This window comes from Lacrimispora algidixylanolytica (assembly GCF_003609635.1).
In the GTDB taxonomy this organism is placed as follows: Bacteria; Bacillota; Clostridia; order Lachnospirales; family Lachnospiraceae; genus Lacrimispora; species Lacrimispora algidixylanolytica.
Map to the genome: position 1 here is coordinate 226,091 of NZ_MCIA01000031.1, position 13,586 is coordinate 239,676.

The 13,586-nt window shown below is 41.9% G+C and carries 11 protein-coding genes; 3 read left to right on the forward strand and 8 right to left on the reverse strand.

Annotated features, from left to right (window positions below; genetic code table 11):
- Positions 1-5: 5 nt before the first annotated feature.
- Positions 6-872 (forward strand): helix-turn-helix domain-containing protein, encoded by an 867-nt coding sequence (locus BET01_RS16150; protein WP_120197844.1) that lies wholly within the window; start codon positions 6-8, stop codon positions 870-872.
- Positions 873-922: 50 nt separating this feature from the next.
- On the opposite strand, the gene BET01_RS16155 is transcribed toward BET01_RS16150, so the two are convergent.
- Together BET01_RS16155 and BET01_RS16160 are read right to left on the reverse strand one after the other, a co-directional pair.
- Positions 923-2,059, reverse strand: coding sequence for a glycoside hydrolase family 88/105 protein (locus tag BET01_RS16155; protein ID WP_120197845.1), 1,137 nt, complete (start codon positions 2,057-2,059; stop codon positions 923-925).
- A gap of 38 nt (positions 2,060-2,097) precedes the next feature.
- A complete protein-coding gene (locus tag BET01_RS16160; RefSeq protein ID WP_120197847.1) occupies positions 2,098-3,105 on the reverse strand; it encodes a LacI family DNA-binding transcriptional regulator in 1,008 nt (335 codons plus the stop codon).
- 377 nt (positions 3,106-3,482) lie between these two features.
- Between BET01_RS16160 and BET01_RS16165 the strand changes: the two genes are divergently transcribed.
- Both BET01_RS16165 and BET01_RS16170 read left to right on the forward strand, forming a co-directional pair.
- Positions 3,483-4,856, forward strand: coding sequence for an ABC transporter substrate-binding protein (locus BET01_RS16165; protein WP_120197849.1), 1,374 nt, complete (start codon positions 3,483-3,485; stop codon positions 4,854-4,856).
- 40 nt (positions 4,857-4,896) lie between these two features.
- Positions 4,897-5,736: an alpha/beta hydrolase gene (locus BET01_RS16170; RefSeq protein WP_120197851.1), complete on the forward strand. Its 840-nt coding sequence runs from the start codon at positions 4,897-4,899 to the stop codon at positions 5,734-5,736.
- Between the two features lie 97 nt (positions 5,737-5,833).
- Here BET01_RS16170 and pfkA read toward each other — a convergent pair whose 3' ends face one another.
- The 6 genes from pfkA to murB all read right to left on the reverse strand — a co-directional run bounded on the left by pfkA (position 5,834) and on the right by murB (position 13,581).
- Positions 5,834-6,808, reverse strand: coding sequence for a 6-phosphofructokinase (gene pfkA, locus BET01_RS16175; RefSeq protein WP_120197853.1), 975 nt, complete (start codon positions 6,806-6,808; stop codon positions 5,834-5,836).
- Between the two features lie 60 nt (positions 6,809-6,868).
- Positions 6,869-10,354 carry a DNA polymerase III subunit alpha gene (locus BET01_RS16180; RefSeq protein ID WP_120197854.1) on the reverse strand — a complete coding sequence of 1,162 codons (3,486 nt, stop codon included), beginning with the start codon at positions 10,352-10,354 and terminating at the stop codon, positions 6,869-6,871.
- 156 nt (positions 10,355-10,510) lie between these two features.
- On the reverse strand, positions 10,511-10,768 hold the full coding sequence (locus BET01_RS16185; protein ID WP_120197855.1) for an HPr family phosphocarrier protein: 258 nt from the start codon (positions 10,766-10,768) through the stop codon (positions 10,511-10,513).
- 32 nt (positions 10,769-10,800) lie between these two features.
- Positions 10,801-11,766 (reverse strand): DNA-binding protein WhiA, encoded by a 966-nt coding sequence (gene whiA, locus BET01_RS16190; protein ID WP_120197856.1) that lies wholly within the window; start codon positions 11,764-11,766, stop codon positions 10,801-10,803.
- Between the two features lie 2 nt (positions 11,767-11,768).
- Positions 11,769-12,650 carry an RNase adapter RapZ gene (gene rapZ, locus BET01_RS16195; protein ID WP_120197857.1) on the reverse strand — a complete coding sequence of 294 codons (882 nt, stop codon included), beginning with the start codon at positions 12,648-12,650 and terminating at the stop codon, positions 11,769-11,771.
- Positions 12,651-12,669: 19 nt separating this feature from the next.
- Entirely contained in the window at positions 12,670-13,581 is a 912-nt protein-coding gene (gene murB, locus BET01_RS16200) for a UDP-N-acetylmuramate dehydrogenase (RefSeq protein WP_120197859.1), read from the reverse strand.
- Between the last annotated feature and the right edge of the window lie 5 nt (positions 13,582-13,586).

The following is a 13,586-nucleotide window of genomic DNA, read 5'->3' on the forward strand; positions in this document are numbered from 1 at the left end:
AAATTATGAAAGTACTTACCTCATATTCGGACGGAATTGACCATTGCATGGCTTCCAGATACTTCTCTATTGCACATCTTCATAAAGAATCAGGCGTATTAAGTATGCACAGCCACCGCTGTCATGAGTTTAATTTTTCCATCAGCGGAGAACGTACTTTTTTAATTGATGACAAAAATTACCGCGTAGATCCAGGGAGTTTGTTCATGATTAACTCTCACGAAAAGCACCAAGTGCTCCAAATGGACACTTCAATTCCTCATGAAAGGTACGCCATTTTCATAGACCCATCTTACTTACAAAGCATCTCTACAGAACTTACTGATTTAACCTATTGTTTTACTCACAGACCTGACAAATTCTCCCACCGCATTGCTCTTAACCAGGGCCAACAACGACGTTTTATCTACTATATCAACAAATTATCCGCCCAGGAAGGGTTTGGACAAGATATCGAGGAACGTTCTGTTTTCGCCGAGTTTATGATTTTTTTGACAAAAATCACCATAGATGCCTCCTTTGGTGACGAATCTCAGGATCAGAGGCAGTACTTCAACAGTAAAGTGGCAGATATTATTACTTATATCCACCACAATATAGATTCTCCACTCAGCATCGGAGAAATAGCCGCACATTTTTATTTAAGCTCCTCTTATCTTTGCCGGTTATTTAAAAAGGGGACTGGTACTACCATTAATTCCTACATTACCAGTCGCAGAATCGAGCTTGCTCAGACTCTTTTGTCTGGTGGATACAGCGTCAATGAGGTTTATGGCATGTGCGGATTTAATGATTACAGTAACTTTTTCAAAGCTTTTACTAAAAAAACAGGTATTTCACCAAAAAAATATGCTCAAAACAGTCTGAGCTAAACAAAGATAGGATCAGAACCGCTCTAAGGTTCTGATCCTATCTTTTCATTTTATGAAAGGTATGTCCAGCCGGTCCGTACCATCTCTGTATATGCAAGCAGGAAGGGTCCTACTCCTTTTGCATCATCTTTTACAATAGGCTCTGACATGTAATAATCAAAGGTTCCATTCCTTCTGTTTTGTCCTCCAAGTCCAGCAACCAGACAAATTCCCCCAAGACTCATATTGCCTTCTTCCAGATGAAGATATCTATCACATATTCCTAGAAAGGCTTTTTTCCCGTACTGGGCATAGGACTCAGGAAGATATCCAAGGCGTACACCTTTTAAAATAGCATAGGAGAAAATTGCACTTCCACTGGTTTCTAAATAATTCTTATCCATTCCTCCTAAATTAACAACCTGATACCACATACCGCTTTCGTCCTGGTATTTTAACATAGCATTGATAAGGCCTAAGAATGCCTCTTTCATATTACTTACTTCAGCCACATCTGAAGAATCAGCTTTATCCATAGTATCCAAAAGTGCCATGGAATACCAGCCAAGGGCTCTCAACCAAAAATTCTGGGACAAACCTGTGACTTTATCACACCAGAACATCTCTCGCTTAGAATCGTAAGCATGGTAATAAAGACCTGTCTCCGAATCACTCATACATTGCTTTACATTGGCAAATTGACTGTAGATGTCACCACAGTTCTTTTTCTCATGGAACCTGGTTTCATATTCCATGTAAAATGGCTGACACATATAAAGGCCATCAAGCCATACCTGGTTTGGATATATATTCTTATGCCAGAAGTTACCCTCTTCCGTTCTTGGCATCATACCAATTTGGCTGTATATTAAATCAATTGCTTTTCTATATTTTTCCTTACCGGTCAGATCATAAAGCTCAAACAGGGTTTTTCCGGCGTTGATGTTATCGATGTTTAATTCGTTCACATCATATCCGTCTATGGTTCCATCTTCTCTTACCCGATGATCAATAAAAGCATCTGCAAACTCAAAATATCTGGAGTCCTTTGTTATGGCATACATTTCTAAAATAGCCTTGATCATGCAGCCGTCAATATAATTCCAGTCTGATTTTTCTCCAAGAAGGAGTTTTTCAATGTTCCAGGCCGGACAATCCGGCGTACTTTTTTCCATTAGCTCATTGATGTACATCTCAATTGCATCCACGCTCGTATTCCTCTCTTTACTTTCTCTCTAATCTGTTGTTATCGATTCACACGCTGTTGTTGGTTACTCACTGTGTTTCTTTTTACCAGACGGTTTTCCAGCCACACGTCCTTTGGCAATGCTCCCTCTTGCATATAGGCAAGGAGCATTCTAGCCCCTTCTGCGGCAATCTGTATTGAATTGCGTTCCACTGTGGTCAACCTTATATCAGCATAACCGGAAATATCTAAGTTGTCAAACCCTGTTATGGAAATGTCCTCTGGCACCTTTAATCCCCGCTCCGTGGTAGCTATTATTGCTCCCATTGCCATTTCATCATTAAAACATAAGATAGCCGTCAAATCATTGTGGGCATCAAGGAGTTTTCCCGCCGCAAGTCTCCCGCTGTTATAACGGTAATTTCCATACTCAATAGGAATGGACTTAGCATCTAGCCCCCACCGGCTTGCTGCCTGCCAAAAACCTTCATGACGGAGCATGGTTGCTTCCAGATTCGGATTGCCTTCAATTACACCAATTCTCCTGTGGCCTTGTTCCAATAAGTAATCCATAACCTTCTCCATACCGCCCTTTTCATCGGTGACCACGGCCGGCACTCCTGAGTGAATCCTGCGGCTGATGGCTATCATTGGAATCCCCTTGGCCCTCGCTTCTTCCACAAACTCTTCATCTCGATCAGTCTGGGACATAATTAAGAGTCCTGCAAAATTACTTTGATTTAACGTTCCCGGTTCATGCATATCCATCGCTTTTACGATGATATGATAATCACTTCCAATAACACCGTATACCCCAATCAACACATCGTGAAGAATATAAGGAGAAGTGGATTTGCTGATTGTAGAAAAGCATAGACCTATGTTCCGTGATTTTGACTTTTTCAACATAATTGCCGCCTGATTGGGAACATATCCCATTGACCGCGCAATCTCAAGTATTTTTTCTTTCTTTGCTTCTTCTACCGCACCACTGCCATTTAAGGCTCTAGAAACGGTCGAGTAAGAAACTCCCGCATAAGCAGCAATATCTTTTATAGTTACAGCCATAGCTTCTCCTCCCATTTTCGCTTATCATATCATTATTAATTTCCATTGTCATCTCCCCCAAGTTAATATTGCAAAGGTTTGCAAGAAATAAAACTATATTATACATTTTTCATGTTTTTAATATTATTTTACTATATATATTTATACATTATTTACTATATTTTAATTTATCAAGTTTTTAATCGCTATTTTATTTGCTTATTTTAGATGTTTTCCATAATAAATATTATTTTTTTTATTTACTTTTTACCTTTTATCTTTCACGTCTTATGGTAAGATAAATATGGTGTTGGTGTGTAAGCGCTTACATTACATATGGGATTGTTTTTCCGAATTCCATTGACTAAAACATATGGCAAAATGAAAGTGAGGAAGTAATTATGAAAAAGAAGCTGGCCAAACTTACAGCAATCGCTTTATCCGCAGCCATGGGCTTATCTTTAACAGCATGTGGCAGCTCTCAGGGCAAGGCTGACTCCAAAGCAGCAACGACTGCACAGTCAGATACTACAGCAGGAAGTGACTCTGCATCAACCGAACCAGTTGAGCTTCGCATGTCCTGGTGGGGCGGTGACGAAAGACATACCGCTACAGAAGATGCAATCAAAAAATTCATGGAAAAACACCCAAATATTAAGGTAACATCAGAATATGGTGCGTGGACCGGCTGGGAAGAAAAGCAGTCTCTTGGAATTTTAAGTGGAGAATGTGCTGATATCATCCAGATCGGATCTAACTGGGTAAAGGATTACAGTAAGGGCGGGGAAACCTACCTGGATTTAAACCAGTATTCCGATGTTCTTGATTTAACCCAGTTCCCTGAGGATAAATTAAAATCAAATGAAATCAATGGAAAGCTCATGGCTGTTCCTATTTCTTTAACCGGACGCCTCTTCTACTGGAACAAGACAACGTTTGACGAAATAGGGGTAGCAGTTCCTACTGATGAAGCTTCTCTTCTTGCTGCTGGTGCAGCGTTTAAAGCTTTTGACAAAGACTACTATCCTCTGGCTCTCGGCGAATATGACCGCGCAATTTTTATGGTATATTACCTGGAAGCGAAGTACGGCAAAGAATGGATTGAAGATGGAAAGTTAAATTACACAGAAGCTGAACTCAAAGAAGGCATGGACTTCTTAAAGAAGTTAGAAGACGAACATGTAATCCCTAGCATTGCAACAATCAGCGGCGATATGGCTGACTCTCTTGACAAGAATGCAAAATGGATCGATGGAAAATATGCTGGTCTTATGGAATGGGATTCCGGTGTATCCAAGGTTAAAGCATCTTTAGAAGGCAGCGTGAACAAACCAGGTCAGGAATTTATTATTGGTGATTTCCTTAAGTTTGGTGATTTCAACGGCGGCTCCACAAAAATTTCTATGGACTTCGCAGTCAAAGCATCGACTAAGCATCCAAAAGAAGCTGCTATGCTAGTGAATTTCCTTTTAAATGATCCAGTAGGCGTTGAAACTCTTTCAACAACCCGTGGTGTTCCTTGCTCTGCAGCCGCGCTTAAGATCCTTGAAGAAAAAGGAATCGGCGATGCTATGACAAAGGAAGCTAACGCAAAAGTTCTAGGTTATTGTAAATTCCTTCAGGATCCTCAGTTCGATAACAGCGAGTTAAAAGCAAATCCAGATGGTTTGTACTATAAGGTATTTGGTAAGCTAAGTGCGAATGATATCACACCAGATGAAGCGGCGAAAACCTTATATGAAGGTGTGGTAACGGTTCTGGAAGAGAATTAAATCTAATATAATTTCGTAAGGAATGGAATGGCGGTGGATCATGAAGCATTTTACAAAAAGTATTTTAATTTCAGAGGAACAGGCTGGCTTTAAAAAGACTTCCGTTACAGCTAGTCTGGACGCTTATATCCTTGATTCTATCTCTGTATGCGAGGACAGGAAGCGGCCAGCGGTGATCATCTGTCCGGGCGGCGGTTATGGTCATTTATCAGACCGAGAAGGAGAACCAATCGCTATGCAGTTCTTAGCCATGGGCTATCATGCGTTCGTCCTTTATTACAGTCTGGTACCAGACGGCTTTCCCTATCCCCAAATGGAATTGGCTATGGCGGTCTCCATGGTACGCTCCATGGCTACAGAGTATCAGATTGATCCTGAAAAAATTGTGGTTGCCGGCTTTTCTGCGGGCGGACATTTGGCTTGCAGCTTAGGGGCGTTCTGGAATCAGTCCTTCCTATATGGTCCAATTGGATTAACCCCAGAGGATATTCGGCCTAATGGCATGATTTTGGCTTATCCAGTTATATCTGCAGGTCCCTCCTGTCATTTCGGTTCCTTTATCAATTTATTAGGATCCAGAGCAGAGGATGAAGCAATAAGACATCTGGTTTCCCTAGAGCATCAGGTAGGCCCACACACGCCAAGCACATTCATCTGGCACACCTCCAGCGATGATGCTGTTCCTGTAAAAAACAGCTATCTGCTGGCAGATGCTTTGACTGACCACGGAGTCAGTGTGGAAATGCATATCTATCCAACTGGCTGTCACGGCTTATCCCTTGCAAACAAAGAGGTCTCCGGAGAGGACGGTAAATTCATTGTTCCTTCCTGTCAAAGCTGGATCCCTCTAGCGAAAACCTGGCTGGAAAATCTATTATAAATTAATTTAAAAATGCGTGCTGAATGGTTTCAATATCCATTCAACACGCATTTTTAGAAACTCCTAATAAATAATAGGAAGCTTTTTTATGTTCTAATTATCTAACCAGCATTTTGCTGATTTGATACTGGTCTTCTGGTATGTCTTTTGTCATAGCCAAAGCTTCCTGGATATCAAAATCAACGTATTCTCCATGCTTGTAGCCTACGATACGGTTGCTCTTTCCTTCATTAAGAAGCTCAACAGCTCTGGCTCCCATAATAGAAGCGTAAACACGGTCTTTGCAGGTTGGTGCTCCACCTCTTTGCATATGGCCCAGAATAGTGGCTCTCGTCTCAATTCCGGTAGCAGCCTCGATCCTTCTTGCCATGGAGGAAGAATGTCCGATGCCTTCCGCATTGATGATGATGTGATGCTTCTTTCCACGCTTTCTGTTATCGATAATGCGGTTAATCAGGGACTGTTCATCACCATCATACCGCTCTGGAAGAAGAATATCTTCCGCACCGTTTGCAAAGCCACACCAAAGAGCAATGTATCCGGCATTGCGGCCCATTACCTCAATGATGCTGCAGCGTTCATGAGAAGTCGATGTATCACGTACTTTATCAATCGCTTCCATAGCAGTATTAACTGCCGTATCAAAGCCAATGGTATAGTCTGTGCATGCAATATCCAAATCAATCGTACCCGGAAGTCCAATGGTATTAATACCAAGTGCAGACAGCTTCCCAGCTCCGCGGAAAGAACCGTCTCCTCCTATCACCACTATACCGTCAATGTTATTCTTCCGGCAGATCTCGGCACCTTTTTTCTGCCCTTCAATCGTCATAAACTCCTGACATCTGGCTGTATAAAGAATCGTTCCTCCTCGATGAATGATATCAGACACACTGGTGCTGTCCATATCCACGATTTCTTCCTGCAGAAGGCCCGCGTATCCCCTCATGATTCCCTTAACCTTCATTCCTTTATGGATTGCAGTTCTAACAACAGCGCGAATTGCAGCATTCATACCCGGTGCATCCCCGCCGCTGGTTAATACGCCAATGGTTTTCACTTGATTTGCCATAGTAACTTCCTCCTGATTTATGGATACTAATATTGTTTTTCAATACGTACATGTTGTATTCTAATTCATTTTCCCAATCTTTTCAAGTTTTTTTTCCATAACTTTGACATTTTTTTCACCAAGTTTTCCTGTTAGATGACGAAGTAATTCTTCATTGGCATTCACATTTCGATTACTTGGAAGAACCTTTTTCGCCCTTTCTTTTTCCAGATAAATGATGACAGAATCATTCCCCTCTGAATCCTTTAAAGCTTCAAGAAGCTCTCTCTCAACATCTACATAAGCTTCCTTATCCGGGAATTTCAACCAAAGCTCCTTTGGCAACACTGAAAACGGAGTCACCCGTTCGCAAACTAGTTTTCCCACCGGATCGTCACCAATGGAGACTCTTCCCTGAATAAACACAATGGATTCTTCCACAAACAAGTCTCGCTTGCTTTCATAATCCTTTGGAAAGACGATTACTTCCACTGATCCTAAGAGATCCTCCAAGGTTATAAAAGCCATCATTTTGTTATTTCTTGTAGTTTTTACTGTTTTAGCAGTAATCATTCCTCCGATGGTCACATAAGATCCATCTGAGACTTTTGCTGCTCCGATTTCCTCATCTACAATAAAATCATTGGTAACCGCTGTGATGTTATTTCTCCAAGTATCTTCATAAGCTTCCATAGGGTGGCCACTTAAGTATATTCCCAAAGTTTCTTTCTCAAATGCTAAAATATCTTCTTTTAAAAATTCTCCCACTTCTGGAAAGGTGATCTGGTAGTGGGTCTTTTCCTCTTCCCCAGCAAAGTCAAAAAGAGTCATCTGACCTTCCATGGTGTTTTTGCGCTCCTTCGTCCTTTGATCTAGTAACTCTGGAGCGATTAAAAGTTTCTGTTTTCTTGTTCCTGCAAGGGTATCTAGGGCCCCTGACTTAATAAAGTTTTCCAAGGTTCTCTTGTTAACTTCCTTATTGCTCATCCGGTCGATGAAGTCTTCGATATCATGGAACACCCCATTTTGCTCCCGTTCCTGAACAATAAGCTCCACCACTGATCTTCCTACGCTTTTAATCGCAGATAATCCATAACGAATTGAACCTGCTGATACTGAAAATCCGCTTTCTCCCTCATTAATATCCGGAGGGAGAATCTTTATTCCCATCTGCCTGCAATTTAGGATATATTCCGATACCTTTGTTACATTATCCATTACAGATGTCATTAAGGCCGCCATAAACTCCTGAGTATAATAATATTTTAGATAAGCGGTCTGATAAGATACCACTGCATAAGCCGCCGCATGGGATTTATTAAAAGCATACTTGGCGAAATCAATCATCTCATCATAGATTCGATTTGCCACCTTTTCATCAATACCATTGGCAATACAGCCGGTAACCCCTTCTTCTGGATTACCGTACACAAAGTTCTGTCGTTCTTTTTCCATGACGTATGTCTTCTTTTTTGACATGGCTCTGCGGACAAGATCGCTTCGCCCCAGGGTATAGCCGGCCAGATCTCGAACGATCTGCATAACTTGCTCCTGGTATACGATACAGCCATGGGTAGGCCTTAAAATCGGTTCAAGCTGAGGACAGTCAAAGGTAATGGAAGCTCTGTCATTCTTTCCCTTTAGATACTTCGGAATAAAGTCCATAGGACCTGGACGATAAAGAGAGATTCCGGCAATAATGTCTTCTAGGCTCTCTGGCTTTAATTCCTTCATAAAGCTTTTCATTCCAGAGCTCTCTAACTGAAACACACCGTCATCTTTACCTGTTCCAATGGAATCAAGCACTGCCTTATCGTTATAATCAATCTGATCCATATCAATGATGATATCTCTATTTCGCTCGACACCGGCCACCGCATTCTGGATTACCGTAAGCGTACGAAGACCTAAAAAGTCCATTTTTAACAATCCCAATTCTTCCAAAGTGGTCATGGTAAACTGGGTGGTAATGGATCCGTCTGCCGCTTTTGACAGGGGAACATATTCATCCACAGAGGTTTGGCTGATTACAACGCCTGCCGCATGCATGGAAGTATGTCTTGGTAGACCTTCCAAACGCATGGACATATCAATCAGGTACTTTACCTCGGGATCTTCGTTATAGGCACTACGCAGATCAGGGCTTTGTTTTAAGGCTTTCTCTAAGGTCATGCCCAGATCTCCGGGAATCATCTTTGCGATGGCATCACAGCGGGCATAAGGCATGTCTAGCACTCTACCAACGTCCCGGACCACACCTTTTGCTGCCAGCGTACCAAAGGTTACGATCTGTACTACCTGATCCTTCCCGTACTTCTCCACTACATAGTCAATGACCTCCTGCCGTCTTTCGTAGCAGAAGTCAATATCGATATCGGGCATGGATACTCGTTCCGGGTTAAGGAAACGTTCAAATAGCAAATTATAACGTATGGGATCGATGTTCGTAATACCCAGGCAGTAAGAGACGATACTGCCTGCCGCAGAGCCTCTTCCAGGCCCAACAATAATATTCTGTGACCTTGCGTAATGGATAAAATCCCATACGATTAAGAAATAGTCTACATACCCCATGGAATGAATGACATCCAGTTCGTAGTCCAGTCTCTCCTTTAACGTACCATCCTCATCCTTCGGATAATGATTTGCAAAGCCTTCCAGACAAAGTTTATTTAAATAAGACCAAGCATCATATTCTTCTGGTACATCGTACTTGGGAAGCTTGGTGACACCAAACTCTATCTCCACATTACAACGATCTGCGATTTTTTGTGTATTATCAATGGCTTGAGTGGCAAAAGAGAATAGCTTTCTCATCTCTTCCTCGGTCTTACAATAATACTGACCACCCTCGTAGCGCATTCGATTCTCATCTGCAACTTTTTTGCCAGTTTGAATGCACAAGAGGATATCATGAGGCGCTTCGTCTTCTGCATACGTATAATGAATATCATTGGTTGCTACCAGTTCAATTCCTGTTTCCTGACTCATGCGAACTAATCCTTGGTTTACCGTCTTCTGCGACGGGATTCCATGATCCTGAAGCTCCAGAAAGAAATTCCCTTTTCCAAATATCTCCTGATAGTGAAACGCTGCTGCCTTTCCCTGTTCATACATCCCACGGCCAATCAACCGCTGAACTTCTCCTGCAAGACATGCACTAAGCGCTATGATCCCTTCATGGTATTGTTCCAAAAGTTCATAATCCACTCTAGGTTTATAATAAAAACCATCCACAAATCCCTTGGAAACAATCTTCATCAGGTTTTGATATCCCTGGTTTGTTTCCGCAAGCAGCACTAGATGGTAATATCTATCTTCTCCATTACTGACTTCCCGGTCAAATCTTGATCCGGAGGTCACATATACCTCACACCCAATGATGGGCTTAACTTCCGCTTCCCTGGCTGCTCTGTAAAAATCAATCACGCCATACATGACACCGTGGTCCGTGATTGCTACGCTGTCCATACCTAATTCTTTGACTCTTCGCACAAGCTCTTTTATCTTACTGGAACCATCCAAAAGACTGTATTCTGTATGAACGTGTAAATGCGTAAATGCCATCTGTCGTATCTCCTTCTTCGCTGATTTCTTCTATTATAACACAAAGAAACACACCCTGAAACATTTTATCCTAACTTTTAGAGGAACGTACAAAAGGCGGAGCCTCCATGTCACTTAATGGAAATCTCCGCCTAACTAACTTATATTATTTCAGATTCACTCATGATTGCTTAAATACTTCTCAATCTCAGTAATTGCCTGTTCTTCATCTGTACCATCAGCAGCGACCGTAATCTGTTCTCCAGCCGCAAGGCCTAGGGTCATCATTCCCATAATGCTCTTTGCATTGACTCTTTTGGATTCCATTTCCACATAGATATTGCTATCATACTGACTCGCAACTTGAACCAACATAGCAACCGGTCTGGCTTCTAAGCCTGATGCAAGTTCCACGGTGACTGTTTTTCTTACCATAATTATCCTCCTCATTCCTATGAACGAATCTATTACATTCTGCTGCCCATACCTGTGGTTCGCAGCCGCCCAGCCAAATCGCATAGCTTTCTAAGCCTATGATTCACTCCTGATTTTCCTACAGGCGGGTCGAGCGCTTCTCCAAGCTCTTTTAGCGTAGATTCCGGTCTTTCAAGTCTTTCTCTCGCGACCTCCCTTAAGTTGTCAGGAAGATCATCTAGTCCAATTGTATCTTTGATATATTCTATATCTTCTATCTGCTTGACCGCAGCGGATACCGTTTTATTAATATTAGCAGTTTCGCAGTTCACCTGACGATTTACGCTGTTACGCATGTCCTTTAAAATCCTAATATTCTCAAGCTCCATTAAGGTAATCGGGGCTTCCATCACGTTTAAGATATCCACGATCTGGTTTCCCTCTTTGATATAGGCTACGTAATAACGCTTTCTCTTTACAATCTTAGCTTCAAGGTCAAATGTTGCAATAATATTCTTTAACTGCTCTGCTTTTTCTTCTGTAGCACATACAATTTCAAAATGATAGAATTTTTCAGGATCACTTATAGAACCCGAAGACAAAAAAGCGCCTCTGATAAAAGCTCTTCGACAGCAGAACTGTTGAATGACTACGTTCTGTACTACATTTAAGTTTTCCCCAACTTCTCCGTTTTCATCAAGAAGCTTTACAGCATGCAATACCCTAAGGGCATCCTCATGTTCACGGATCGTTACTGTATACGTCCGGTTCTTGTTTAAATATGCGTTTCTTCTAATAGAAACATCAGTACTAATATTAAATGTTTTTTTCAATAATGTAAAGTACTTTCTTGCAACTGCTACATTTTCCGTATGGATCTTGATGGTGTAGCGGTCGTCTTCGGATATTATTATTTTTCCGCAAAGGCTGATGATGGCAGCCATTTCCGCAATCTGACAATGCCTTGCCGGGCTAATCTGCCTGGAAAGCTCTTCTTTTAACTTGGAAGAAAATGACATATCTAGACCGTCCTTTTCTGTATATTGTCCTTATCAATATCCCTATGTTCTATCTTAAGTCCGAATTCTTCTCTCGGCTTAAGCCTTTCGTAAACATCTCTTGCAATCGTTATAGAACGATGCTTGCCTCCGGTACAACCAATGGCAATCACAAGCTGATTCTTCCCTTCCTGTACATAATTGGGAATGAGAAAATCCAGCATATCATTAAGCTTGTCCAAAAATATATCTGCGGTCCCATTTTGCTTCACATAGTCCCGCACCACTTTTTCTTCTCCTGTTTTGTTACGCAGTTCTTCCACATAGTAAGGATTTGGAAGAAACCTGACATCAAAAACCAGGTCAGCATCAGATGGAATTCCATACTTAAAACCAAAAGAAAGCAAGGTAATATATAAATTCCGGTAAGATTCATGATTTACAAAAATCTTTTCCAGTTCCTGTCTTAGTTCCTTCGTGAGGAGCTTGCTGGTGTCAATGATATAATCCGCTTCTTCTTTTAAAAAAGCAAGTTTACCTCGTTCTTTTTCGATTCCGCTGTCAATCCGTCCTCCGGCTGCCAGAGGGTGTGCCCTTCTGGTTTCCTTATACCGTTTGATGAGAGTCTCATCTCCAGCATCCAGGAAAAGAATTTCAAAGGGCACCCGGTTTCTGGACCATTCATCAAAAATCCGGTTTATTACCGATAAATCTTCTCCGCTTCGGATATCGATTCCCAGAGCAGCATTCGGCGTCCCATCCGGATTATTAAGGGTCAGTTCTGCGAATTTTTCAATCAGAGGAATTGGAAGATTATCCACACAGTAAAATCCTATATCTTCCAACATCTTTAACGCCTGAGTCTTTCCTGCTCCAGACATGCCAGTTACTATTACAAGCCTCACGTTATTCTCCTTTGCATTGTCAAAACTTACCCAACGTCTTTACTTCCATCTCAAGTTCTACTCCGGATTTTTGCTTTACCCGGGCTTTCACTTCTTCACACAATGCTTTGATCTCTGCCGCTGTGGCATGATCTTTATTTACAACAAACCCACAATGCTTTTCTGATACCTGAGCACCGCCAAGGGTAAATCCTCTCAGTCCTGCATCTTCAATCAGTTTCCCTGCAAAATAACCTTCCGGTCTTTTAAAGGTACTGCCTGCACTGGGATATTCTAATGGTTGCTTATCTTTTCTCCTACCAGCAAGTTCATCCATTCTGCTCTTAATGGAGACCGGGTCTCCATCTTTTAGCCGGATCTTGGCAGACAATACCACATACTGCATCGTTACAATACAACTGTTCCGATATCCTAAAGAAAGCTCTGCCGCTGGTATTTCCTTTACTTCACCTTCTGGAGTTAATACCCGAACAGAACGTAAGACCTCTTTCATCTCAGAACCATATGCACCGGCGTTCATCACAACCGCTCCTCCCAGTGTACCCGGAATTCCTGCTGCAAATTCAAAGCCAGTCAAAGATGATTTATAAGCCTCCTGGGCAATTCGGGCTAAGGACAATCCGGCACCAGCCTGAACTACTCCTGTTTCCAGGTCCACATCACAGCCTACAAAGCCATCCATTGATATGACAACTCCGTCAAACCCTTCATCTCCCACCAAAAGATTGCTTCCATTTCCAAGAATGAAATAAGAAACCTCTTCCTTCCGGCAGACAAGCAGCACTGCTGCAAGCTCTTTTTCATCGGAAGGGGTCACAAAGTAGACGGCAGGTCCGCCCACTTTAAAGGAGGTGTGCTTTCGCATCTCTTCCCCAACTTTAATATGGTTTTCATCTGCTGCACCAAGAAGTTTTTCATAAATATCAGTCATTAAAC

Bases quoted from the DNA above. Each gene is read 5' to 3' on its own strand.
- BET01_RS16150 (WP_120197844.1), top strand. From the start codon at position 6: ATGAAAGTACTTACCTCATATTCGGACGGAATTGACCATTGCATGGCT.
- BET01_RS16160 (WP_120197847.1), bottom strand. From the start codon at position 3,105: ATGGCTGTAACTATAAAAGATATTGCTGCTTATGCGGGAGTTTCTTAC.
- BET01_RS16170 (WP_120197851.1), top strand. From the start codon at position 4,897: ATGAAGCATTTTACAAAAAGTATTTTAATTTCAGAGGAACAGGCTGGC.
- pfkA (WP_120197853.1), bottom strand. From the start codon at position 6,808: ATGGCAAATCAAGTGAAAACCATTGGCGTATTAACCAGCGGCGGGGAT.
- BET01_RS16180 (WP_120197854.1), bottom strand. From the start codon at position 10,354: ATGGCATTTACGCATTTACACGTTCATACAGAATACAGTCTTTTGGAT.
- BET01_RS16185 (WP_120197855.1), bottom strand. From the start codon at position 10,768: ATGGTAAGAAAAACAGTCACCGTGGAACTTGCATCAGGCTTAGAAGCC.
- whiA (WP_120197856.1), bottom strand. From the start codon at position 11,766: ATGTCATTTTCTTCCAAGTTAAAAGAAGAGCTTTCCAGGCAGATTAGC.
- murB (WP_120197859.1), bottom strand. From the start codon at position 13,581: ATGACTGATATTTATGAAAAACTTCTTGGTGCAGCAGATGAAAACCAT.